27 protein-coding genes and 1 pseudogene are annotated in these 23187 nt (G+C 61.0%); 12 read left to right on the top strand and 16 right to left on the bottom strand.

Features of this window, described 5'->3' with window-relative positions; translation table 11 throughout:
- Positions 1 to 45: 45 nt before the first annotated feature.
- Together LMT64_RS03280 and LMT64_RS03275 are read left to right on the top strand one after the other, a co-directional pair.
- Positions 46 to 1401, top strand: coding sequence for an HD-GYP domain-containing protein (locus tag LMT64_RS03280; RefSeq protein ID WP_229253353.1), 1356 nt, complete (start codon positions 46 to 48; stop codon positions 1399 to 1401).
- Positions 1398 to 2318 carry a toxic anion resistance protein gene (locus LMT64_RS03275; RefSeq protein ID WP_126352782.1) on the top strand — a complete coding sequence of 307 codons (921 nt, stop codon included), beginning with the start codon at positions 1398 to 1400 and terminating at the stop codon, positions 2316 to 2318. Before LMT64_RS03280 ends, LMT64_RS03275 begins: the two co-directional genes overlap by 4 nt.
- Before the next feature lie 69 nt (positions 2319 to 2387).
- On the opposite strand, the gene LMT64_RS03270 is transcribed toward LMT64_RS03275, so the two are convergent.
- Positions 2388 to 2948: a GNAT family N-acetyltransferase gene (locus LMT64_RS03270; RefSeq protein WP_229253352.1), complete on the bottom strand. Its 561-nt coding sequence runs from the start codon at positions 2946 to 2948 to the stop codon at positions 2388 to 2390.
- Positions 2869 to 3342 carry a hypothetical protein gene (locus LMT64_RS03265; protein ID WP_229253351.1) on the bottom strand — a complete coding sequence of 158 codons (474 nt, stop codon included), beginning with the start codon at positions 3340 to 3342 and terminating at the stop codon, positions 2869 to 2871. The genes LMT64_RS03270 and LMT64_RS03265 overlap by 80 nt, the downstream gene beginning before the upstream one ends.
- Before the next feature lie 222 nt (positions 3343 to 3564).
- Here LMT64_RS03265 and LMT64_RS14175 point away from each other — a divergent pair, with 222 nt between their 5' ends.
- The 3 genes from LMT64_RS14175 to LMT64_RS03255 are packed head-to-tail and all read left to right on the top strand — an operon-like array spanning position 3565 to position 6259.
- The gene (locus tag LMT64_RS14175) at positions 3565 to 3885 is read left to right on the top strand and encodes an RraA family protein (RefSeq protein ID WP_126352784.1); all 321 of its coding nucleotides are present in this window, start codon (positions 3565 to 3567) and stop codon (positions 3883 to 3885) included.
- A gap of 22 nt (positions 3886 to 3907) precedes the next feature.
- Entirely contained in the window at positions 3908 to 4189 is a 282-nt protein-coding gene (locus LMT64_RS14170) for an RraA family protein (RefSeq protein WP_170166037.1), read from the top strand.
- 24 nt (positions 4190 to 4213) lie between these two features.
- Positions 4214 to 6259, top strand: a complete 2046-nt coding sequence (locus LMT64_RS03255; protein ID WP_126352786.1) for a M3 family metallopeptidase — start codon at positions 4214 to 4216, stop codon at positions 6257 to 6259.
- Between the two features lie 101 nt (positions 6260 to 6360).
- Here LMT64_RS03255 and LMT64_RS03250 read toward each other — a convergent pair whose 3' ends face one another.
- The 6 genes from LMT64_RS03250 to LMT64_RS03225 all read right to left on the bottom strand — a co-directional run bounded on the left by LMT64_RS03250 (position 6361) and on the right by LMT64_RS03225 (position 11014).
- Positions 6361 to 6897, bottom strand: coding sequence for a DUF4385 domain-containing protein (locus tag LMT64_RS03250; protein ID WP_126352787.1), 537 nt, complete (start codon positions 6895 to 6897; stop codon positions 6361 to 6363).
- Positions 6890 to 7291, bottom strand: a complete 402-nt coding sequence (locus LMT64_RS03245; protein WP_126352788.1) for a VOC family protein — start codon at positions 7289 to 7291, stop codon at positions 6890 to 6892. The genes LMT64_RS03250 and LMT64_RS03245 overlap by 8 nt, the downstream gene beginning before the upstream one ends.
- Before the next feature lie 77 nt (positions 7292 to 7368).
- Positions 7369 to 7944 (bottom strand): Dps family protein, encoded by a 576-nt coding sequence (locus LMT64_RS03240; protein ID WP_126352789.1) that lies wholly within the window; start codon positions 7942 to 7944, stop codon positions 7369 to 7371.
- 4 nt (positions 7945 to 7948) lie between these two features.
- Positions 7949 to 8842 (bottom strand): MBL fold metallo-hydrolase, encoded by an 894-nt coding sequence (locus LMT64_RS03235; protein ID WP_126352790.1) that lies wholly within the window; start codon positions 8840 to 8842, stop codon positions 7949 to 7951.
- A 148-nt stretch (positions 8843 to 8990) separates the two neighbouring features.
- On the bottom strand, positions 8991 to 10094 hold the full coding sequence (ychF, locus tag LMT64_RS03230) for a redox-regulated ATPase YchF (RefSeq protein WP_126352791.1): 1104 nt from the start codon (positions 10092 to 10094) through the stop codon (positions 8991 to 8993).
- A gap of 50 nt (positions 10095 to 10144) precedes the next feature.
- Positions 10145 to 11014: a recombinase zinc beta ribbon domain-containing protein gene (locus LMT64_RS03225; RefSeq protein ID WP_324295867.1), complete on the bottom strand. Its 870-nt coding sequence runs from the start codon at positions 11012 to 11014 to the stop codon at positions 10145 to 10147.
- On the opposite strand from LMT64_RS03225, the gene LMT64_RS03220 reads away from it, so the two are divergent.
- Genes LMT64_RS03220 through LMT64_RS03205 form a run of 4 tightly spaced genes read left to right on the top strand, consistent with a single transcriptional unit; the run spans position 10912 to position 13096 of the window.
- A complete protein-coding gene (locus LMT64_RS03220; RefSeq protein ID WP_126352793.1) occupies positions 10912 to 11787 on the top strand; it encodes a hypothetical protein in 876 nt (291 codons plus the stop codon). The two genes, LMT64_RS03225 and LMT64_RS03220, sit on opposite strands and share 103 nt — an antisense overlap.
- Positions 11732 to 11998, top strand: a complete 267-nt coding sequence (locus tag LMT64_RS03215) for a transposase (RefSeq protein WP_126353732.1) — start codon at positions 11732 to 11734, stop codon at positions 11996 to 11998. The genes LMT64_RS03220 and LMT64_RS03215 overlap by 56 nt, the downstream gene beginning before the upstream one ends.
- Positions 11992 to 12840: an IS3 family transposase gene (locus LMT64_RS03210; RefSeq protein WP_267869772.1), complete on the top strand. Its 849-nt coding sequence runs from the start codon at positions 11992 to 11994 to the stop codon at positions 12838 to 12840. The genes LMT64_RS03215 and LMT64_RS03210 overlap by 7 nt, the downstream gene beginning before the upstream one ends.
- On the top strand, positions 12809 to 13096 hold the full coding sequence (locus LMT64_RS03205; protein ID WP_126353725.1) for a transposase: 288 nt from the start codon (positions 12809 to 12811) through the stop codon (positions 13094 to 13096). Before LMT64_RS03210 ends, LMT64_RS03205 begins: the two co-directional genes overlap by 32 nt.
- 59 nt (positions 13097 to 13155) lie before the next feature.
- On the opposite strand, the gene LMT64_RS03200 is transcribed toward LMT64_RS03205, so the two are convergent.
- Positions 13156 to 13404, bottom strand: coding sequence for a hypothetical protein (locus LMT64_RS03200; RefSeq protein WP_229253349.1), 249 nt, complete (start codon positions 13402 to 13404; stop codon positions 13156 to 13158).
- Between the two features lie 140 nt (positions 13405 to 13544).
- Between LMT64_RS03200 and LMT64_RS03195 the strand changes: the two are divergent.
- Positions 13545 to 14631: pseudogene (locus tag LMT64_RS03195) on the top strand (transposase).
- A complete protein-coding gene (locus LMT64_RS03190) occupies positions 14628 to 15131 on the top strand; it encodes an integrase core domain-containing protein (protein WP_229253348.1) in 504 nt (167 codons plus the stop codon). Before LMT64_RS03195 ends, LMT64_RS03190 begins: the two are co-directional and overlap by 4 nt.
- 16 nt (positions 15132 to 15147) lie before the next feature.
- Here LMT64_RS03190 and LMT64_RS03185 read toward each other — a convergent pair whose 3' ends face one another.
- Both LMT64_RS03185 and LMT64_RS03180 read right to left on the bottom strand, forming a co-directional pair.
- Positions 15148 to 15429 carry a transposase family protein gene (locus tag LMT64_RS03185; protein ID WP_229253347.1) on the bottom strand — a complete coding sequence of 94 codons (282 nt, stop codon included), beginning with the start codon at positions 15427 to 15429 and terminating at the stop codon, positions 15148 to 15150.
- Between the two features lie 285 nt (positions 15430 to 15714).
- Positions 15715 to 16002, bottom strand: a complete 288-nt coding sequence (locus LMT64_RS03180; protein WP_126352484.1) for a transposase — start codon at positions 16000 to 16002, stop codon at positions 15715 to 15717.
- Positions 16003 to 16870: 868 nt separating this feature from the next.
- Between LMT64_RS03180 and LMT64_RS03175 the strand changes: the two genes are divergently transcribed.
- Entirely contained in the window at positions 16871 to 18148 is a 1278-nt protein-coding gene (locus tag LMT64_RS03175) for a hypothetical protein (RefSeq protein WP_126353572.1), read from the top strand.
- A 68-nt stretch (positions 18149 to 18216) separates the two neighbouring features.
- Here the strand turns inward: LMT64_RS03175 and infB are convergent, their stop codons facing one another.
- The 5 genes from infB to LMT64_RS03150 form a co-directional block, all read right to left on the bottom strand.
- Positions 18217 to 20103 (bottom strand): translation initiation factor IF-2, encoded by a 1887-nt coding sequence (gene infB / locus LMT64_RS03170; protein ID WP_126353570.1) that lies wholly within the window; start codon positions 20101 to 20103, stop codon positions 18217 to 18219.
- A 100-nt stretch (positions 20104 to 20203) separates the two neighbouring features.
- The gene (locus tag LMT64_RS03165; RefSeq protein WP_126353568.1) at positions 20204 to 20494 is read right to left on the bottom strand and encodes a YlxR family protein; all 291 of its coding nucleotides are present in this window, start codon (positions 20492 to 20494) and stop codon (positions 20204 to 20206) included.
- A 4-nt stretch (positions 20495 to 20498) separates the two neighbouring features.
- Positions 20499 to 21707, bottom strand: coding sequence for a transcription termination factor NusA (gene nusA, locus LMT64_RS03160; RefSeq protein ID WP_126353566.1), 1209 nt, complete (start codon positions 21705 to 21707; stop codon positions 20499 to 20501).
- A gap of 32 nt (positions 21708 to 21739) precedes the next feature.
- Positions 21740 to 22192, bottom strand: coding sequence for a ribosome maturation factor RimP (gene rimP, locus LMT64_RS03155; RefSeq protein WP_126353564.1), 453 nt, complete (start codon positions 22190 to 22192; stop codon positions 21740 to 21742).
- Between the two features lie 134 nt (positions 22193 to 22326).
- On the bottom strand, positions 22327 to 23004 hold the full coding sequence (locus LMT64_RS03150) for a septum site-determining protein MinC (RefSeq protein ID WP_229253346.1): 678 nt from the start codon (positions 23002 to 23004) through the stop codon (positions 22327 to 22329).
- Positions 23005 to 23187: the final 183 nt, after the last annotated feature.

The following is a 23187-nucleotide window of genomic DNA, read 5'->3' as shown; positions in this document are numbered from 1 at the left end:
TAACCCGGACAATCAGGCAAGTGAATGCGGTGCTACACTTACGGCGTGTGGGCCCAGATGCTGCCGCTCCTCACTGCTTTGCTGGCCGTCGGTGTGTTGGGATACGCTGCTGTCGAAGGCAATCAGGCTCTTATGGCTGCTGCCGCTGTGCTGCTGGCCGCCCTGACCACGTCCCTCAGGGGTCTGGTTCGCTGGCTGGCCTTGTTGGCCTATCCGCTGGCCTTTGTGGCCTTTTTACTGCTGCACCCCGAGAGCCTGGCGCTGGAGGGCCTGGCCGCGGCAGCCCTGGTGATCGCCGCCCTCTTCCTGATCATCTACCGGGAGCAGCTCACCCTCAATGATCTGCGCTGGCAGCGCCGCACTGTCCAGGTTCTTCACAGCGGCAGCCAGAGCTTGGCCCGCGCCAAGACTGCTGAACAGGTCATTGAGGCAGGCACCCAGATGATTCATAGCCTGCATTTGGCCCCCAACCTGGCCTATTTGGCTTACCGGGGCGGCAGTCCACAGATTCTGGCTGCCCGTGGGGCCTTTGAACCGTTCCTGGGCCAGCCGATCTTTCCCAGCCACAATGACAGTCGCTCGGTCCAAGCCGATCACTGGGTGGTCGAAGAAGCTCTGGTGCGCCTGCCACGTGAGCAGCGGGCCAGCTTTCTGGCCGTGCCAGTCAACAACCGCGATACCCAGCACTTAGGAACCATTGTGCTGGCGCACCCTTCCAGCAGCGGATTTCAGCCTGGCAACGAAGGCGTACTGCAATCGCTGACCCGGCTGATGGGCGCACAGCTGGGCCAGTTCGCGGTGATTGAGGAGTTGCAGGAGGCCCAGGACCTCAGCCTGAAAGCGCTGGGCGGCACCCTAGAACACCGTGACGACGAAACCGGCGGGCACACTGGCCGGGTCGTCGACCTGAGCGTACGTCTGGGCCGGGCACTGGGGTTCAGCGAGTCACGCATCACCGCACTACGCTGGGGCGCCTACCTGCATGACCTGGGCAAAATCGCCATTCCAGACGCCATCTTGCACAAGCCAGGAGCCCTGACGCCTTCGGAGCGGCGGGTGATGGAATCTCACCCCAAGATCGGCTATGACCTGCTGCAAAATCTGCACTTTCTGCCCACCGAAACGCTGGATCTGGTGCGCTATCACCACGAGAAGTGGAACGGCCAGGGCTACCCGGCAGGCCTACGCGGTCAGGAAATCCCCGAAACGGCGCGGGTATTCAGCATCGTGGATGTCTATGACGCCCTGACCAGCGAGCGTCCCTATAAGGCGGCCTGGAGTCCGCAGCGTGCCCTGGAAGAAATTCAGCAGCAGGCCGGAACCCACTTTGACCCGCAGTACACCGAGGTTTTCGTCCGGATGATGCACGAAGAAAGCGCTGTGCGCTTGCTGGAACAGTGACGGACTTCCCCGAGTGGCGTCCACAGGCCCCAGAGCGCCGTGATCCGGCTGCGCAGGCCAGGGCTGAAGCCTGGGTACGCGGGCTGGCCCTCAGTGCCCACCACAGTCCAGAGTTCAGGGAGAGCATCGCCGCAGTGCAGGCACTAGGAAGTCACGCTCAGCAGCGGTCCACGCAGGTAGGCCGATCTCTGCTGGACCGACCTGCCCCGCCGCTGACGGCGGAGCTGACTGCCCTGCGCCAAATCCTGGCTCCCCTACTACCAACGCCGCCCAACTGGTGGCAGCGACTCTGGAAGCCGCCCGCCTCACCAGAACTGACTCCACAGCTGTATGCCGAGCTGACTGCCCAGGTGCGTCCCTCCCTGGAAGGGCTTTACCGCAGCCAGGATGAGCTGCGCCGGCAGCAGGCAGCGCTGAGCAGCGAACTGAAGGTGCTGGACGGCGTGGCAACTGAGCTGGAGCAGGCGGCTGAGCTGGCCGCCGAACTGGACCGCCTGCTGGAAGCGAGCTTGCCAGAGCTGGAACGGCGACAACCGCTGCATGCCGCCGCGGTGCGTGACGAGGCTCTCCTGGCTGTTCGCAGCCGACGCCAGGATCTGACCGAAGCCCTGACCACCACTGCTCAGGCGCGGTTGGCCCTGACGCTGGCGCATGAGCAAGCTGGACAACTCCAGCAGCAGGTGGGACGCACCGCCGAGGGGGTGGTCACCGCCCTGACCCTGGCCCGGAAAGCGAGTCGGGCTGCCGAACTGCGGGCACGGGCTGCCCAGGCCGGAGAACAACTGGCCCAGGCGCAAGAAGACTTGCAAGGGGCCCAAGGCCCGGAAGATCTAAACGCTGCGCTACACCAAGCCTTTGCGGCACTGGATGATCTGGAACGGCTGGAGGCACAGGCGGAGCGGGCCGCAGCACCCTAGTTCCCGGTCTTAGAGCCATTTGCCAAACTGACGTGAACTGCCTTCTGTTCCCCTTGACTGTGCAGCCTGTCAGCTACGTTGATGCAAGTCTCGGCGCAGCATGAGCGTCGCCGGGTCCGGCACAAAGCCCAGCGCCCGGTTGACGGCCAACATCGACGCATTGCGGCTGTGATTACTGGTGAGCGTCCGGGTGTAACCGCGCTCCCGTGCCGCCCGTAGCGCCGCCAACTTCAGAGCGTAGGCCACCCCTTGCCCCTGCCAGGCCGGCTCCACACCAGTCAGGCCCGTGTGCAGCACCCCTGGTTCCAGCTCCAAGAACAATTCGGTCAGGCCCACCCAATCACCCTCCTGATTTACGGCAACAAAAACGCCGCGAGGGTCCAGTTTGTGCCCCACCCGCTCTTGCCACACCTCAAAGGTCCAGGGCTGGATAGGGACCGTTCCCGGCACATCCTGGATGCGTGAAACGATCAGGCGGAACAGGCGCCGCCGGGCGGCCTCGTCCCAGCCACCTTCCCCCAGCGCACCTGCCACTGAGAGAACCTGCAAATCAGCCGCCCGCACCGACGCTTCTTTTGCCGCAAAGCGGTTCAGGTCCAGCGTCTCCAGTTCCAGGCGACTGGTGAACATCCGGTTGTATTCGGTGAATCCGGCAGCCAGAAAGGAGTGCAGTTCTGCCTCCTGCTCGCCTATGCGGGCCATGACGGTGCTGGCTCCTGATGCCTGAGCCTGAGGCCACACCCAGACGGACCAATGCTGAGTTGTGTTCAGGCAGCGCTCCCAGGCGGAGCTGCACCCAACCCGGCTGATTCTCGGTGAGTGGGGTTTCCAGTTCCAGCGCCCCTACCCGCTCCGGTCCTAGCTGAGCCCAGAACCGCTCGCCTATCTCACCGGGGTGGCGGCCCGCGTCCCGCTCACGCAGAGCCGCTACGCTGCGGGCCGCCGCTGGCCTCCACCGGGCCAGTGCCTCGGCCCAGGCGTCCAGTTCGGGGGCCAGGATGGGATGCAGGGTGAGTGGGTCCATGGGACAGTCTGACAGCTGCACACCCTGACAGGTCATACGCCAGATGGCCTACCTCCGCAGAGGTCATCCGGAACATGGATGTAAGGATCAAGCCAGTCTCTGTCTACTCGCTCTCCTGCCTCCTGCGGAGGTACGCTCACCTCCGCGATTTTCCGAGGCAGCCTCCAGTCTGAACAGTCACAGGATGGGAGCGGCTTACAGGGCTGTACAACAGTATAGGGCATGCACACCGAGACTACGCCGCCCACCACTGTCTTTGGTTCATTTCTGCCCGCAACCCAGGTGCTGGCTTACCGCATTCGCCCGCTGTACGACGGAATGCCCACATTGAGTGGCCCTGCTTTTACCGTGCGGCTGGACCCCGGGAGTAACCTACTGCTGCACGCCGCCATCTATCAGGCGCCAGCGGGTTCGGTACTGGTGGTGCAGTCACCGGATCACAGCAGCGCCGTGGCAGGAGGCAATGTCTGCCTGACCGCGCAGCAAAATGGTATCGCGGGGATGATCATCGACGGCGTGATCCGAGGGCCGCGCCGAGATTGAAGCGGCCCAGTTTCCGGTCTTCGTGCTGGGGACCAGCCCCATCCCCGGCCTCAAGGTGCCCGGCGGCGAGTGGCAGGTGCCGGTGCAGTGCGGCGGCGTCACCGTGCATCCCGGCGACTTGATGGTAGCCGACAGTGCAGGGATTCTGTGTCTGCGGGCCGATCAGGCGGCAGCTCAGCTGGAGCAGGCTGAGGCAGCGCAGCGCAGAGAAACCGCCCAGTCACTGACCGACTGGCAGCAGGATCACCGCCGCAAGCTCACGCAAGCGCTGCAAAGTACGCCATTTGCCTTACCGGAAGTCTGAGCACCCACCTCTATACTCAGGGCCATGACCCACAATGAAAATCCACTGCTCGGCATCGAATTTCAAGTTCCGTTTGACCGCCTGCAGCCAGAACACGCCAAGCCTGCCGTGGACTCCCTGCTGGAACAGTCCCGCGCCAAAGTCGAAGCGCTAGCCGGAGCCGAGGAGCGGCAGTTTGCGGGCTTCATGGACGACCTCGACTTTCTTACCCGCGAGCTGGACACCGCCCGCACAATTGTCGGGCACATGGACAGCGTCGTGGCCACCGACGAGTGGCACGCCGCCGAAGAAGCCATTCTGCCAGGCGTAACCGAGTTCTACACGGCGCTGGGACTGCATCCAGGGCTATGGCGGGCGCTGAAATCCTACGCAGAAACCGCTGAAGGTCAGGCCCTTGACCCGGTCCGCGCCCGCTTCTTGAAACTCACCATGGACGAGTTCCGCCGGGGCGGCGCCGACTTGTCCGAGGACAAGAAAGCCCGCTTGCAGGAAATCAACGCCGAACTGGCCAAAGTGACCAACGACTTCGGCAAGAACGTGCTGGATTCCATCGCCGCTTTCGAGCTGTATGTGCCTACCGAGCGGCTGGCAGGCGTACCGCAGCGCGTGCAGGACGCCACCCGCGTGGACGCTGAGGAGCGCGGCAAAGAGGGCCACCGCCTGACCCTGCACGCCCCGGTACTGCAACCCATCCTGATCTACGCCGACGACCGCGAGCTGCGCCGCGAACTGTGGCAGGCCAACGCCCTGGTCGGCCAGCAACCGGAGCGCGACAACCGGCCCCTGGTCCGCCGCATCCTGGAACTGCGCCGCGAAAAGGCCGAGTTGCTGGGCTACCGCAACTTTGCCGATCTGGTCCTTGAGGACCGCATGGCTGGGTCCGGTGACGCTGCTTTGGCCTTTGAGCGCGACCTGGAAACCAAGACCCGTCCCGCCTTCGAGCGTGAAAATGCCGAACTGGAAGCCTTTTACCGCGCCGAGATGGGCCAGAACGCGCCCGCGCTGGACCACTGGGACACCCCGTACTGGGCCGAGAAACAGCGGCAGGCCAAATATGATTTCAGCGAGGAAGAACTGCGTCCCTACTTCGAGCTGAATCATGTGCTGTCTGGACTGTTCGAGATCGTGAAGCGTGTATTCGGCATCACCGTCAAGGAAGCCCAAGCGCCCGGCTGGCACCCCGACGTGAAGTACTACGACATCTTCGCCGAAAGCGGCGAGCACATCGCCAGCTTCTACACCGACTGGTTCCCGCGCGATACCAAGCGCGGCGGCGCCTGGATGAACGCCTTCGTAACTGGCGGCCCCGAGGTGGATACGGCGGGCGGGCAGGTCTTCAGCCCCCACCTGGGCCTGATGTGCGGCAACATGACCCCTCCCGGCAAGGACACCCCCGCGCTGCTGTCGCTGAGCGAAGTGGAAACCGTCTTTCACGAGTTCGGGCACCTGCTACACCACGCCCTGAGCCGCGTGGAGGTCCGCAGCCTGAGTGGGACCAATGTGGCCTGGGACTTTGTAGAACTCCCCAGCCAGATCATGGAAAACTGGGTCTGGCAGCGTGAAGCCCTGGACCTGTTCGCACGGCACTATCAGACCGGCGAGCGCATTCCCGAAGACCTGTTCCAGAAGATGCTGGCAGCCCGCAACTACCGCGCCGCAGCCTTCGCCATGCGGCAGTATTCCTTCGGCCTGACCGACCTGAGCCTGCATGTGGAGTTTGACCCCACCAGTGACGCCGACCCGGTCGCGTACGCCCGCGACATCATGGGCCGCTTCATGGCCGCGCCACTGCCAGACAATTACGCGATGATCGCGTCCTTCAACCACCTGTTCTCGTCGCCGGTGGGCTACGGGGCCGGGTACTACTCCTACAAGTGGGCCGAAGTGCTGGACGCCGACGCCTTCTCGCGCTTCGAGAAGGAAGGTATCTTCAACCGCGAGACGGGACGCTCCTTCGTGGACACCCTGATGGGCCAGGGCGGCAGCGCCGACCCCGCCGAGCTGTACCGCAACTTCATGGGCCGTGATCCCGATCCCACGGCACTGCTGCGCCGGAGCGGACTGCTGTAAAAGTTAATGGTTGTTAGGTGATGGAGGAAGGCGAGCTTGTGGCCCGCCTTCCTCCATCACCTAACAACCATCAGCCGCGCCAGCGGCGGAACCATCACCTCTTAGCCCAGACGCTCTTTCCACGCCTTTTTCATGGCCGCATACCCCTCGTTCGCCTCAGCTTCATCCCATTTGGCCTTGAAGATGCGGGCCGATTCCGCCTTGACCGGGTCTTCGGGTTGACGCGGCAATTCAGCGCGGCCATGTGCTCCGCTCTGACCTTTCTTGTCGTCCGGCACAGGACCGTCATACTTTTTGCCGCCTCTGTGGTTGGCGTAGCGGCGCGAACGGGTAAAACCCATTTGCAGGAACTTGCGGGCCATGTCGGCCCCCACGAAGTCGTCTGCGGCCAGATAGTCCAGGAACATCGCGTAGATGGCTTCACTGCTCTCGCGGGCTTTATCGGGCGTGGCGAAGCGCCAGTGCGGCAGAATCTCGTCCTTGTACGGCTGCACCAGTAGCACGCCCTGCTCGCCCCTCCCCACCCGGTACAACTCTGGCTGATCACGCAGATTCAGCTCGGCATAGTGTAGGTTGTAGTCAAAGTCGCGGTCAGACTTTTTCTTGGGGCCTTTGGAGATGCGTTTCTTCTCAGTCATCCTGTCCCTCCGCCGCCGCATAGCTGATGAACTCCAGCAAAGCGCCGTCCGGGTCACGGAAATACAGACTGGTGCCCTCTCCTCTGGCTCCAGGCCGAGTGACGGGACCTGAAATCACCTCTACGCCGCAGGCCGCCAGATACGCCTGAGCCTGGGCCAGCGGCCCACACCATTCGAAGCAAAGATCCGCGTTACCCGGCTGGACCGGGAGGCGGGCCACCTCCTGCACCGTCAAGCCCGGCCCAGGCACATTTAACTGCTGCGCTCCGATGCGGTAAACGTAGCCGGCCCCACTCGGAATGACGCCTGCGCCAAGGACTTCAGCGTAAAACTGGTTGGACCTCTCCCAGTCGGTCACATGAATGACGACATGATCAAGCGAAATGGGCTGCATTGGACTCCTTTTCTATGCCGGAACGACCAAAAAAGCCCACCCAAAACAGGCAGGCCTTTGAAATTCGTCGCCGACGCTCAGCGCTGCATACGGTCATCGTCCATCATGGCCTGCAGCATCCAGCGGATCTTGTCCATGGTGGCGGCGTAGCCGTTGTACATATCAGCGGTGGCAGGATCATCGTTCTCGTCAGCGGTCAGGCTGTCGTCGCGGAAGCCCTTGCTCACGCGGGTCAGGTCACTGACCAGATCCTCCACCTGGGTATAGGCATCGCGCACCGTCTCAGTCGGCACCTTCACCACCGAGTAGCGCTCTATGTCGCTGGGCGCAGCAATGGGGCTGCCACCCAGGGCCACCAGCCGCTCGGCCTGCTCGTCAATGGAGTCAAAAAACTCGTCAATGAATTCATCGTAGGCCAGGTGCAGATCACGGAAGAAACGGCCCCGGATATCCCAGTGATACTTCTTGAACTTGAGGTACAGGCTGATGGTGGTGGCCAAGTTACGCTGTAGCGTCTCGGCCACCGCATTGAACTGCTCTTCGCTCAGGTAGTTATGGTCCACCAGCTCATTGTGCTTGATCTCCATATGTGCAGCGTCCGTCCTGGTCTGGCCTTTGGTCGATGCTTTTACGGGCTTTTTGGCTTTGGTCATGGAATCAGCATAGGCTGAACACCAGTTCGTTCTCATGAATTTCCGCCTTGACAGCTCCTTTATGCAGCCATTCGGCCAGATGGGCCGCCACCACGGCCCGGTTGAGCAGCAGCGGCCCCATGGCGGCCATCTGTAGACTCAGGCCCCCAGCGACACGCGCCAACACTGTATCCACTCCTGCGGCGCCCTGCGCCAGCGCAGCATGCACCCGCTCACTGGTCTGCTGGTAGGCGTTGAGGTTGGTTGTCACCAACGCCACCAGATCCTCAGTCGGTACGCCATGACCCACTAAGACCCTGCGGATCCCGCTTAATGCTCCGAGCAGCTCTGCCGACGCTTTTTGCGCCGCCGAATCCGCGCAAAAAGTCAGTGGGTGCTTGGCCAGCGCCTCCGCACCGAACAGGGCATCGGCAGCGTAAAGCACCTCCCCTACCCTGACGGCATACATCTGCGCCGCATGGCCGGGGACATTCAGCAATTCCAGTTCTACCCCGCCCACTGTTTGCTGTCCCGCCGCCAACGGCTGCGCGGGCGAGGCCGGAGCCAGCAAGAACTTGTTCTGGAGTTCGGCAGGTGGCATGGCCCCATACAGCGCGAGCGGCTCCAGCACAGGATGATTGATGACAGCGGCTTCCAGCGGCGGCGCAAAGACCGGCAGCTCCGGAAACTTCGCCAGGATAAATGCATTGCCGCCGTGATGATCGGCGTGCGAATGGGTGTTTAGGACCGCACTAGGTCTGAGTCCCTTGGCCTCCAGACCACGCAGCAGCTTGCGGGCCTGGGCATCATCCAGCCCGGTGTCCACCAACACTGCCCCGCCCACTCCATCCTCAATCACCACACTAGCGACTGCGCCCGGCAGCAGCCATACCTGATCCGAAATGCTCTGTAAGGTCATGGGGCAGTGTAGCGGGGGTGACAGCGGGTTAAAAGCAGCAGGAAGAAAGCTATCCAAGACAGCCCTTCTTCCTGCTACTTTGCGCGGCGGGGCCGCCCGTCACGCTCTTTCGCTATACGCCCTGCTCGGGTGGCTCCGCCAGCAGCGACTAACTGCTGTGCAGCACGTTCATGATATCGCCGTCTTTCATCACGTACTCTTTGCCCTCAGTACGGACCCAGCCTTTAGCTTTGGCCGCGGCCCAGCCACCTGCCTCGACCATCTTGTCCCACTCAATCACTTCGGCGCGGATAAAGCCCTTTTCCAAGTCGGTGTGAATCTCGCCAGCGGCTTCTGGGGCTTTTTCGCCGTTGCGGATGGTCCAGGCACGCACCTCTTTTTCACCCGACGTAATAAAGGTGATCAGGCCCAGGGTGTCATAACCGACCTTGACCAGCTTGTCCAAGCCGGATTCTTCCACACCCAGGTCCGCCAGGAACTCGCGGGCCTCATCTTCGGGCATCTCGGCCAGTTCGCCCTCGATCTGGGCGCTGATCTTGACCACCTGTGCGCCTTCGCCCGCAGCATGGTCACGTACCGCCTGCACGTAGGCATTATCCTCGTTCAGCTCGTCCTCGCCTACATTTGCCACATAGATGACAGGCTTGGTGGTGATCAGCCCGAAGTCTTTGGGGACCGGCTGGTCATACGCCCCAGCGCGGGCCGGTTTCCCTTCACCCAGCACCGCAATAATCTGCTCGGCCAGACTCGCCAGGGCGGCAGCTTCCTTATCGTTGCCCTTGGCCTTTTTCTGCAAGTTGGTCAGCCGCTTTTCCAGCCCGGCCAGGTCGGCCAGAATCAGCTCGGTATTGATGGTTTCGATGTCGTCAAGGGGATCCACCTTGCCCGCCACATGAATGACGTTGCCGTCCTCAAAGCAGCGCACCACATGGGCAATGGCGTCCACCTCGCGGATGTTGGCCAGGAACTGGTTACCCAGGCCTTCGCCTTTGCTGGCCCCTTTAACCAGACCTGCGATATCCACAAACTCTACATAGGTGGGGATGATCGGCGGTACACGTTCCCCTTTGGTAAAGACGCCGCTCAGGGCGCTGAGACGCTCGTCGGGGACCGTCACGCGGCCCACATTGGGTTCGATGGTGGCGAAAGGATAGTTGGCCGCCAGCGCCGTGGCGCGGGTGATGGCGTTAAAGAGGGTCGATTTACCGACGTTCGGCAAACCCACGATGCCAATACTCAGTCCGTTAGCCATAACGGTACTCCATAGCGATGTAAACAGCGTTATTCACGCCCGCCAGTGTATCAGGGTGGCGACACCTGCACCCGCACCGAGCCATCTGGATGGACATAAAGCTGCATGTCCAAGAGGCTGAGCAACATGCGCCGGTCCTCATCCTGGATAGCTTTGTCCAGCGCTTGGGCAAACTCTCCAGCCAGCTCCACATAGTCTGGTGTAACAGTGGGCTGGGGAGCATACTCGGCACGTAACTCGGCCAACTGCTGCTGGTAAGGCGCCGCCAGTCGCTCAGCAATTTGCTCTAAGATCTTGTCCGCGGCGAAGGGCTCCCACGCCCGCGCAATGGCCGTTTCCAATTCTTGCACCCTGGCAAGGGGTGGCCCAGCAGTGGCCGACACTGCAGGCGGCAACAGCGTGGGCAACATGACCGGGTCACTCAGCTGCGCAGTCATCTGCTGCCACCATTCTTTTTCCATGCGGTCAGCTCTGTAGGCCGTGGTATGGGTGCACCCTGGAGCACTGCCCAACTGGCGAGGGCTGCGCTTGGCCCGCCAGCAGGTGTAATAGGTGTAGGTTCTCCCCTCGTTATTTTTGGCATGAGAGGCTCCTATCGCACTTCCACACTCGGCGCAGCGCAAGTGGCCCGACCACAGACGCGGGCTACCGCTCCGGCTGGGACGCGTCACCCGGCGGCGCTGCATCCGCTCCTGAACCCGCTCAAACTGCTCTGCACTGATGATCGGCTCATAGGTCAGCTCGATGCCCTGGAACACAGCTCGGCCCATATAGCGCTCGTTTCTAAGTACGTTCCGAGTGCCGGGCGCGCCTGGGCGTGTTCTACACCTTCGACCTGGCCGGGCGGGCGCAGCTGCGCGAGCTGGCCGGGGGACTAAAGGACGGTGACTTGCTGACCGAAGCGGCTGAGGCTCTGGCACTGCGACAAGGTGCCCTGGCGCGTGAGCGGGCGCTGGATGTGCTGGGCCGGGCCACACTGGCTCAGGTCAGCCCCTATGCCCGGCTGGCGGCGAGCGTGCTGGTAACAGACGCGCTGCGCACAGGTCTTCAGGGTGGAGCCACGCTGGGCGGAGCAACCCATAAAAAGTTTGTCCGGATCCGCCCGGTGAAAGAACCGCGCAGCCACTCGGTGCTGGAAGGGGTAGTCAAGCGGATAGACGAGCCGTTCATCATCGGTGGCATCCCAGTTCACGGGCCTGGGGCGGCAGAGTTGCCCTGGTCGGAGAAGGCCTGGTGCGGACACGCGCTGGAGTACTTGCGGCTGGGCAAAGTGCAGGCCGCTATGCCCGATACTGAGCGCAGACCAGTGACTGACACCCTCGACCTCTCTAACAATTTGGCTGTCCAGCAGTTTGAGAAACGCCTGGACACTCTCAAGCCCCTGAAGCCAGATACGGAAGCAGGCAGGAAGCATTTGCGCAAGCTGGACGATGAGCTGTACAGCATGCTGTATGGCAGCGTGGCCGCGCTAGGGGAAGCTAGGGAATTGATTCTTGAAGTCACCAAGGACTTCGAGAAAAATCCTCGGCGAGTGGCAATGCAGCGGGCCTTTGCGAGAATGCTGGACGGGCAGGTTGACCTTGCCCCTGTTTTCGGTGCCAGTCTGATTGCGAATTCAGGAGCAGACTGGGAGGCATATGAACGGCAAACGGTATACCGAAGCACATATTCTGGACATCCTTGGACAGCTTGAGGCGGGCACGCCTATAAGCGATTTGGCGCGACTTCATGGAGTCGCGCCAGGGACGATTTATCGCTGGAAAGCCAAGTACGGTGGCATGACCAAAGACGAAGCCCGTCAATTTCGTCAGCTGGAGGCGGAAAACCAGCGTCTCAAAAAGCTGGTTGCTGACCTTTCGCTGGACAACGCCATGCTGAAAGAGGTGGTTGGACGAACGTGGTAGGGCCTGGGACCACGTCCCAGGCGAGGACACCTCTCAAAAAACAGATAGCGATCTTCCTGAAGGACACCTTCGCCGTGAGTGAACGTCGAGTCTGTCGGGCCCTGGGCTTCTCGCGCACGACCTATAGAAGAAAAAGCCCAGAGAGAGTAAAAGATCTGGTTCTGGTCGAACGTTTACGTGCACTGGCACGGGAACGGCCACGCTTTGGATACCGAAGACTTCACCTGATGCTGGGCCGAGAAGGTTTGAACGTGAACCATAAGCGTGTGTACCGCATCTATCGTGCCGAAGGGCTAGCCGTTCGGAAGAAGGAGCGCAGGAAGCTCAATGTTGGGGAGCGTCAGCAGAAACCTCAGGTTTCTGCTCCTAATCAGCGTTGGAGCCTGGATTTCATGACAGACCAGCTCGCATCTGGTCAGCGATTTCGTGTGCTGAACGTGGTGGATGACTTTACCAGGGAGTGCCTGGTGATGCAGGCTGGAACGTCCATCACAGGGCACGATGTCGTGACTGCTCTGGAAGCTGTGGTGCGGTTCCGTGGTGCACCACAGGCTATTACGACCGACAATGGCCCAGAATTTACAGGGAGAGCCCTGGAACTCTGGACCCATAAGTGCGACATCATGCACCACTTCATTCGACCGGGAAAACCCGTCGAAAACGCCTATATCGAAAGTTTCAATGGACGTGTTCGGGATGAATGCCTGAACCTCCACTGGTTTCAGAATCTGGATCAGGCGGTAATGCTCCAGGAATTCCTTCCAAATTCAGCCTGTTCCTCAGGAGGGTCAGGCAAACTGGAGGAATATTATGGGAAAGCAACGCAAAACCTGGTCGCCTGAGGTCAAGGAAGAAATCGTCCTGGCCGTGCTCAGTGATGAGCAGTCCATCGCAGAACTGGCCCGTCAGCATGGCGTGGCTGAAAGCTTGATTCACAACTGGCGTGCTCAGTTCCTGGAGGCGGGCCGTGCCCGCCTCGCTGGCAACAAGCAGGATGACGGCTTCAAGGTGCTGGAGAAAGAAAACGAGCGTCTGAAGAGCTTGCTCGGTGAAAAGGAATTAGCCCTCTATATCGCAAAAAAAGCCAGGGGTCTTTAAGCCTGGAAGAGCTTCTCAGCTTGTACGAGCAAGTGCGTAAAGACCATCCCCATCTCAGCCTATCCAGCTTCGCCCGCGAAGCTGATATCCCTGTCTGGCGGCTTCGTGATGCCCGTCAGCAGGAAAAGCACCGTGTCGAACGTGAGAAACGGAGATGTGCAAGGCAGGAACGTATTCGGGAGATGGCTTTGCATTACCCGACCTGTGGTTACAGGCGCATCCACCATCTTCTTCGACAGGAAGCTAAAAAGACAGGACAAACCTGTCCAGGACGACATGAAGTACGTCTGACGTTGGTTGAACTTCAACTTAGCCCTCCTGCAGCTAAGAAGGCAAGACGACGGGTGCCTGGTGTCGTGCCGGCCACTTTGTGGCCTATGGGTAGACCTCATAACTTGCACCTGTATAGGTAGACAGAAAGCGCTCCCAGAGCTGAAATTCTGGAAGTGTGAACAAACAGGTTTCAGGGGAGCGCGCCCGTATTCTCGCACAGCAGGTTCTGGGGATTCCAGAGACGCTGTACCAGCAGCGAAGCTTGCAAGCTTCGCTGCACCTCTTCCACAGTCCAGGCCAGAAGACCAAGTTCAGCCAGGCTGAGGGAGTCAGTCCCAGCGCACTGAGCCGTTTCTTCAACATCTATGACTGGGATTCAGACCGTTGCTGGGAAGAGATGCAGGATTTCCAGTGGCGCATCCTGCTGGATGCAGCCCGCCACAAACGCAGACCTCGTCTGCGTCTCAGCGTGGACTTGACCACGGTGGAAAAGGTGGGAACTCAGCTGCCCTATGTCAGCGTCTACAACGGCAGGCACGGCATCCATCTGGTGGTCTTGTTCGCCGAATATGGGGAACTGAAATTCCCCATTTCTTACCGGGTTTACCAGGGCAAGCACACCAGCACCCCGGTCACGCTGGCCCTCGACTTGCTGGAAGAGGTGCCAGAATTCGTGGGGAAACGCTTTCAGGTCTGCGTACTGGCGGACAGCGGATTCGAATCCGCTGTCTTTCTGGACGGTGTGCAGCGTCTAGGTTTCGAGTTTGTGGTGGGTGTGCGGAGCAACCGACGCACGGATCATCCTGGGCGGGTGACGGTGGCGGATTGTCCGCACGGAGGGTATGTCAACCTCGCCAATTGGCCACTGGAAACGCTGTCTCTGGGGAGGATCGACCGTGGGGACCGCGAATTCTTCGCGGTGTCGTCCGAGCTGCTGGAGGGGGATGACATCCTGGCCGAAGGTAGGCGGCGCTGGGCGCTGGAATCCTTTTTAAGGAGGGGAAGCATCAGTTTGGGTTGGCGCAGTTCGCGTTGCGAACTGCCAGGGCCTGGACCGCTGGATTCTGATGGTCTTCCTGGCGTTCACCCTGACCACACTGCACCGCTCAGAGGACATGACCTTGAAGGAAGCTGCACGCTTGGCTCTCTACACCTTGTTCCCCGAAGTCAGGCTCAACCACCTGCTGAACCAACTTCAAAAAGAGCAAGAATTCCTGCACCAGCACGGCTATTCGCTCAGCTATGCAAGGTGCAAGTTATGAGTAGACGGGTTCAAATCGATGCCACTCGCTTTGCTTTACGAGATGGGATTTCCTGGGCATATATCGTTCTGGACGTGGAAACTCGAGCTGTGCTGAATGTCTACGTGGTGCGCTCGTTATCGGCCAGCAGCGCGGTCACCGCGCTGCGAGGAGGAGTTGAGAAACTGAAGAAACTGGGAATCGAGGAATCGCTGGTCGTGATGTCGGATGGTGGCTCGGACTTCACGTCCCACGAGTTCAAAGCGGCCTGTGAGGAGGTAGGTACCTGGGTCAGGGCGAAGGTATCGCAGCTGGGTGGAATGTGCATCCTGGAGCGGGTCAACCGCACTTTGAAGTACGAGTTCATTTTCAGGGAGGAACCGCAGACGAAAGCGGAACTCAGCGCGTTATGCGCTGAATTCCGCACCTGGTACAACATCGTTCGGCCTCATTCAGCCTTGGGGTATGGCTATCCCTGGGCTAAACTGCTGGAAGTGGCCGAGTCTCTTAAAGCCGCTTGAAGGATTTTCTGGAGCACTACCGCTCGTCTATGCCGAGATTATGGAGCCCACGGATTCCTTGTTGCAGCGCGGCCACCGCGCTGCTGGCAGAGAGATTCCGGACCACTTCAATGTGCAGCAGTGCGCGACTTTCCACGTCCAGAACGAGGTAAGCCCAGCAGATCCCGTCCGGTAGGCTGAGCCGTGTGGCATCCATCTGAATTCGGCGGCCCGCTGGCCAGAGAACGATAGGCGTAGGGGACACCGGCAGACGGCGCTTCTTTCTGGGAACTGGGCGCTGCACCTTCAACTCCACCATGCAGCGACGAACAGTATGGAGGCCCGGAGCAGGCCGCAGAACATCTTGTTGTAGGGGCCTGATAAATCAGACGGTAGCCGCTGAGTGGCTCTTCCAGGGCTTTCAGCCGTACCTCTTCCAGGACGTGCTGACGTCGCTCCGTCCGCTGTGCAGAACGCTTTGCGTTCTGCCGGGTATCACGCAGGACATGATATGGACGCTCAACCTCAGCCGCAAATTGACTGAGGCTGAGCTTCGGGTGGTCTCTGAGCAGCTCCTGGTAACACGCCAAGAGCCCATCTATGCTCAGAGACCCCGGATTTTTTTTGCGATATAGAGCGACAATTCTTTGTCGGCAATGATGGCTTTAAGCTGCTGGACTTCCTTCTTCAGCTTCTTTTGAGCCGCATCCGGCCTGGCTCCCTGGAGGCGGGCACGGCCCGCCTCTAGAAACTGGGCCCGCCAGGTATGAATCAAACTCTCGCTGACCTCGTACTCACGAGCGGCTTCTGCGATGGTGTGTTCCCCGCTCAGGACAGCCAGAACAATCTGTTCCTTGAGTTCAGGTGACCAAGTTTTGCGCTGTTTTCCCATATCTTCCCTCCAGTGTGCCCCACCCTCCTAAAAAGTGGGGCTGATGTGGAAGGATTTCGCGTACCACTACCAGCTACGTCCAACAAAATGCGCCACTGGATGGCCTGCATTTCGTCCCAGCAACGGTCTGAATCCCAGTCATAGACGTCGAAAAAGCGACTCAGTGCACTGGGGCTGGCTCCTTCAGCTTGGCTGAATTTGATCTTCTGGCCTGGACTGTGGAAAAGGTGCGGCGAAGCCTCCAGGCTTCGCCGTTGGTACAGCGTCTCTGGAATGTCCAGAATCCGCTGTGAGAGAATATGGGTGCGCTCCCCTGAAACCTGTTTGTACACACTTCCAGATGTTCAGCTCTGGGAGCGCTTTTTGTCCGCCTATTCAGGTGCAAGTTCTGAGTTAGATGCTTTGGTGAGGGAGATTTTGGCTAATAAGGAATCGGGAGACATCTAAATTGTTCTGTACACGGGTGCCCCTGCAGCGTGTACTACGCCAACTGCTCAGCTGCCCTTCCCGCATGGCCCGGTACACCGTGGCTTTGGGAACGTTGGCAAATGCAACCGCTTCCGCGCCCCCACTGCCGCTCTCCCCTGCTGCCCCCCTGGCCTGGCGCAGAGCCGCTCCCATACGCTCACCGACATCCCAGGTCTGCGTTCCAGAAGGCGGGCGGTTCATCTTTTTGCCGGTGGCCCTGATCCCCGCTGGCAGGCCGTTGCGGCGCAGGTCGGAGCTGTTTCGTTAGAGGCTAACGCCTGACGATGTCGATGGCTAAGTTACTCATGGTTGGCCCCCAGTGCGTTCTTGACAGTCTTCACGGCTGCCCAGTGTATCAGGGGGATAGGGGTCTCCGCCCTTTCCCCGCTACACTCAGGACATGCGCCGACTTTCCCTCTTCCTGATCTGCCTGGGCCTCAGCAGCGGCGCAGGTGTGGCCACAGCCGCCGAGTGCCGCCTGGACACCCTCACCCAGCAGCTGTGGCGTGGACCGCTACAAGAGTTGTTGGCGGATGATCTCTGGGTAAACGATGCCTACGACGCCGCGCACGCCCTGCTGGTCCCGCTGCACGCAGCCTACCGCACCCCGCCGGGCGACGAGCAGCCCTTCGAGGCGTTCATGGCGCGGGCGCTGGCCCACAGTGACCAGCTCGCCACGCCAGGCAGTCTGAACCGCTGGCAGTTTTTGTATCTGGTGACGCAGTACCTCAGCCTTAGGGACGCCAGCGGGCAGTGGACTGAGACCGACCAGCGCTGGGCCGACCTGATCGCCACCGAAGCCCAGGAGCTGTGGGAAGAAAGGCCGGTCAAGTGGTACAACGGCCAGACCTTCGGCAACATGCGTGACTTGCTGCGCTGGAAGCTGGAAACCCCAGCAGAGCGGCTGGACAAGCGGTATCACGGCATCGTCTGGGACCTAGAATGGTACGTGATGGCCGCCAGCTCGGACCTATATGCGCTGCACCGGGATAACAGTTTCGGTGAGTTGTACCGCATGAGCATCGCGCCGACGCTGCGGGATGTCCTGACGCGCTATCTGCCGGTGCAGCCAGATGGAACGGTCCTGTACCGGCCCGGCGTCTGGTCCGACTATCCCGACTTTGCGTATGCCGGCTACGCTCAAGCTCCGGCGCCCGGCGACCCGCCCAAGCCCAACCCCAATGTGACGCTGGACAGCAGCCATGCATCGCGCTTCGGGGCCTGGGCGGGATCGTGGGCGGCCCTGACCGAAGTGTTCCCGCAGGAAAGGAGCCGCCTGGCCACCCTGCGCTCAGGGCTGGCGCGGACGTTTACCCGGCGCATCTACAGCCCACCCGCCAGCACATCCTTTGTCCGCTTTCACAACTACATGGACGGCAGCAATACGGTCTACCGCTGGAACTACGCCACCGCCGGACAGGGCAACGGCTACCGCCCCTACGAGCTGTCGGGCACGCCGTATCTGGGCTGGTGGGGACTGCTGGGGACGCCGGAAATCACGCGCATCTACCGCAAGATGGCCGCCGGGTTTCCGCTGCGAGACGATGCCCTCAGAACCTACGTCGGCCCCAACACGACGCGCCAGCGCCACCCACTGCTGGGCTGGCCTGCAGCCTTCAACGGTGGCATTGTGGAGCTGAACACCCGGCTGGTGGCGGGCGGCTGCCTGGAGAGATAACCCCCGCCAGACGAAAAAGGGAGCGGCCCCTGACCGGGAACCGCTCCTCAATATTGCAGCAGATAGTTTTACTGCTCGACTTCGACCATCTCGCTGGCTTCGATGATGTCGCCTTCCTGAACCTCGTCCCAGTCCAGGTTGATTCCACACTCCAGGCCCTGACGCACTTCACGGACATCGTCCTTAAAGCGCTTCAGGCCCACCACATTGCCCTCGTACACGACTTCCTTGCCACGGGTCACCATGGCCTTGGCGCCGCGTTTGAACATGCCGTCGGTGATGTACGATCCGGCAATATTGCCAGTCTTGGGGTGACGGATGACCATACGCACCTCGGCGCGGCCCAGGTACTGCTCCTCGTACACCGGCTCCAGGTTACCCTTGATCAGGCGGTCTACCTCGTCGATCATCTCGTAGATGATCCGGTAGCTCTTGAGGTCAATTTCCTTGTTCTCAGCAGCTTTCTTCACGGCCCCGCTGGGCACCACGCTGAAGCACAAAATGGTGGCGTCCGCGGTAGAGGCCAGCAGCACGTCCCCCTCGGTGGGCGCGCCGATACCGGCCAGCAGCACGTTCAGCTTGACGTCGTCAGTTTCCTTCTTGGCCAAGATGCCCTGAATCGCTTCCAGGCTGCCCTGAGTGTCGGCACGCAGAATCAGGTTGACGGTCTGTACCTCGCTCAGCGGGCCGAGAATATCGTCCAGGCTCAGCTTGGGCTTTTTGCGAGCTTCCTCCTCCTCGCGGCGTTTCTCCTCGCGGCCAGCAATCAGCTCACGGGCGGCGTGCTCATTCTCGGTGCGGCTGACCAGTTCACCGGAGCTGGGACTTTCGCTAAATCCCAGGATCTGCACCGGAGTGCTGGGACCCGCTTCCTTGATACGGCCACCGGCCGAGTCAGTCATGGCTTTCACCTTGCCGTAGTTTTCGCCCACCACCAAGAAGTCGCCTACTTTCAGCGTGCCTTCTTGAACCATCACGGTGGCCAGTACCCCCGCTTGCTTGTCCACCCGGCTTTCGATAATCACGCCGCCGAATTCACCTTTGGGATCGGCACGCAGGTCTTCCAGCTCGGCCGTCAGCGAGATGTATTCCAGCAGGTCCTCGACCCCTTCACCGGTGCGGGCACTCACAGGCACAGTAATCACGTCACCGCCGTAGTCTTCCGGCACCAGGTTGATGGTGGTCAGATCGGCCTTGACCCGCTCAGGATCGGCCTGTGCCAGATCCACTTTGTTGATCGCCACCAGCATCGGCACTTTGGCCGCCTGAGCGTGGGCAATGGCTTCACGGGTCTGCGGCATCAGTGAGTCGTCTGCTGCAATCACGATGACGGCAATATCGGCCACATTGGCCCCACGGGCGCGGATGCTGGTAAACGCTTCGTGACCAGGCGTATCGATAAAGACGACCCGGCCCTTACTGGTCTTGGCCTCGAAAGCCCCGACGTGCTGGGTGATGCCCCCAGCTTCTTTGGCGGCCACCTTGCTGCTGCGGATATAGTCCAGCAGCGAGGTTTTGCCGTGGTCCACGTGGCCCATGATGGTGACGACCGGAGCGCGGTGAGGTAACTCTGCACGGGCAGCGGCAGCAGCCTGCTCGGCAGCTTCCTCGGCTTCCAGCTCGGCCAGTTCAGCCAGCTCCTCGGCGCTCAGTCCACTGTCTGCCTGAGCTGGGGTTTGATCAACCCGTGACTTCTCAGTCTTGGCTTGGTCGTTCTGCACGGTATCGGTGTTCACCTCCTCCTGCTTTTCTGGCTGGGGCTGGTCGGTCTGCGCAACTGCTGGGGCGCTACCCCGGCCCTCTGCCACAATACCCTTGATCAACTCTACGGTGTCTTCTTCAATGGTACTGCTCACGCTCTTGTACTCGATCCCCAGGTCATCAAGAATGCTCAGCATTTCGGCATTCTCAATGCCAAGCTCTTTGGCAATAGTGTAAATACGAATTTTGGACATAGCTCACCTCCGGGTGAGTGGGGAGGACTGCTCCGGTTAGGACATGGCCCAGTCCTCGGTAGAACATTGGGCCAGCAGCCGCAAATTGTGGTAGTTCATATCACTGGCATATCAGTGGATTGGTCATGTCTGGTTCGTGGGATTGCTCTGGCTGTGGCCTCGCAAGCAAGGCTTCACTTAGAGATGCCGCCTGTTTTCCGAAAGCCCGCCGCAGGCGTTTCTCGGCCCAGCAACCCGGCGTATCGGCGCACAGGTAGCGCCCACGTCCGACCAGGCGGCGCTCACCGGGAAGGGTCACCGCCCAGCCCTGTGCCACCGCAGACAGGCGCAGCAATTCCGCCTGGGGCCGGACCCGCCTACACGCCACACAGGTCCGCTGCGGGCTGGGCACGCGCTCAGCCTTGCTCGGCAGCGTCGCTGCTCTCCCCGGACTGGGAAACTTCCGCCCGCGTGCCTGCGTCTGCCTCAGTGTCGCTGAAAAGTGCGTCAAAGGCCGAAGCAGCCTTGCTGCTGCCCTTGCTGCCTTCTTCCGAGAGGGCCTGCTTCATGGCCTCGTCCAGATCGCTGACCGCAGCGGTTTCGCGCAGGTCAATCTTCTGCCCAGTCAGCTTGGCAGCCAGGCGCACGTTCTGTCCACCCTTCCCGATGGCCAGGCTTAACTGATCAGGCGTGACAGTCACGGTAGCGGTTCCGGTTTCTTCATCCAGATCAATCGGGCCGACCTTGGCAGGGCTCAGGGCATTGCGGATAAATTCGCGCTGGTCCTCGTCCCACAGGATGACATCCACCCGCTCGCGGCCCAGTTCGCCGGTCACGGCCTGGATGCGGCTGCCCCGGTGCCCAATGCAGGCGCCGATAGGATCCACGTTGGAATTGTTGGAAAACACGGCTACCTTGGAGCGCTGCCCCGCCTCGCGGCTGACCGCCTTGATTTCCACCACGCCGTTTTGCACTTCGGGGATTTCCTGCCTGAGGAGATAATCCAGCAGGCGCTCGTCGGCGCGGCTCGCCAGGATGGTGGGGCCTTTGGGCGTCTTGCGGACTTCCTTGAGGTAGATCTTGACGCGGTTGCCGGGGGTCAGCTTCTCGCCGGGAATCTGCTCGCGGGGCGGCATGATCGCCTCACCCGCGCCCAGTTCCACGAACCAGTTGCCCTTGTTGTCACTGCGGACCACCTGGGCAGTCAGCACCTGGCCCTCGCGGTCCTTGTACTCGTTGTAGACCACGTTGCGCTCGGTTTCGCGCATCTTCTGGGTCAGGGTCTGTTTGGCGGCCTGCAAGGCGATCCGCGAGAACTGCTCCCGCTCCACCGGGAATTCCATCTCCATGCCGACTTCCACGCCGGGGTCCAACTCCAGCGCCTCGGCCAGCGAGATCTGCATGTTCTCGTCTTCGACTTTTTCCACGACCTCTTTGACGATCAAGACTTCCAGATCGCCGGACTGTGGGTCCAGATGCACCTCGACCCGCTTGTCCTGCTCGATGTTGCGTTTGTAGGCCAGCGCGAGGGACTCTTCGAAGGCCTCGATCAGCTGCAGTTCATTGATGTTGCGCTGCTGCGCGACTTCACGTAGCGCGTCAGCAAAATTGATGTCTTGAGACATAGCTCTCCTTATATGTCAGGTGGGGACCGGCTTTAGCGGTGTTCGCTGGGAAACTCGGCCAGGTTGGCTTTGATGTCGGCAATCCGCAGGGTCACGTCACCCTGGCCCGGCACGTCAAAGGTCACCTGATCGCCGTCCACAGCTTTGATCGGCGCCGTGAAGCTGTGTTCACCGCCGCGCACCTTGGCCTTGAGGCCCAGCATCCGCTCAAAGTGCCGCTCACGCAGCAGCGGACGCTTGGCACCGGGCGACTCGACTTCCAGGCGATATTCGCCGCTGACCGGGTCAGCTTCGTCCAGCCAGTTGCTCAGGCGGCGGGTCACGGCCTCAATGTCGTCCACGCTGACCGGCTGCTCATCGGCGCGGTCGATGCGGACCAGCAGGATAGGCCGCCCGGACGCATTTTGCAGCTGCACTTCCAGCAGTTCGTAGTCTGATGTGAGTTGCTGCGCTATTTGGTTGTGTAGATCTGAGTTGTTATTCATATGTCAGGCACATGGGCCTTCGCTCACCTCCTCCACGAAAAAAGGTGGGCGACTCTGCCCACCTCCCGTTCGAGGTCTGAGAGCCTCAGTATAACAGCCCCGCTCTCATGGAAAAAGTGCCCTGAACGGCGGGGTCAGCCCAGACCGTCTGCGGCCAGACGCGCTGCGAAGGCAGGCGAGATCACGATCCGTTCGTCTTGAATCCGGGCCAGCTCGGCCTCGGCGGGGCCTTCGAGCCGCCGCATGGTGCTCAGCGAACTGCCTTCCGGTGAGCGGGCCAGCGCGTCGGCAATGCGGATCTGGGCACTGGCGATGGGCCGCGCCCACACGATGGCCGAGGTGTTCCCGTAGGCCCCAGCATGGGCCACGCCGCGCAGCGCCCCCATCACGATGATGTCACCGCCGGCCACCACCTCTACGCCGGGGTTCACATCACCCAGAATCACCACGCTGCCGCCGAACTCACGCCGGAAGCCGGAGCGCAGCGAATGCGGCAGGATCACCGTACGGTTAGGGTCATCCGAGGCGGTGGCGGGGCTTTCTTCACGGGCGCGGGCCGCTTCTTCCGTCAGAGGGGCAGCCGGGGCTGCCACCGACACGCGTGGTGCACGGACCCGGCTGACCCGGCCACCCGACACCGCAATCATACCGATCGCTTCCGAAACGGCGTCCGGGGCAGCGTCCCCCTGAATTTCTAGGGTCACGTTAACCCCGGCCAGATTCTGCCCGGCCAGGCTCCGCCGGACACTCTGACCAACGTCACCAGGTTCCAGAGTCACCATCAGACCACCGTGTGTTTCTCGTTGCTTCACCCGGCCATCTTAGTGCAGCCCATATGAATTCCCTGATTGCGCCAGCGGGTTGTCCAGGGATTCTGCTCTGTCCTGCATTCGTCCTGTGGGCCGTGATCAGCAAGTGGAACCAGAAGATAAGAAAAGGAAGTGCAAGGGGCAAGCTTGTTTATGGTATGGAGGAAACCATAAACGCCGTTTAGG

The sequence above is a fragment of the Deinococcus radiophilus genome, assembly GCF_020889625.1.
In the GTDB taxonomy this organism is placed as follows: domain Bacteria; phylum Deinococcota; class Deinococci; order Deinococcales; family Deinococcaceae; genus Deinococcus; species Deinococcus radiophilus.
Note: the sequence above shows the minus strand (reverse complement) of the source record. Positions and strands in the feature narration are given on the sequence as shown.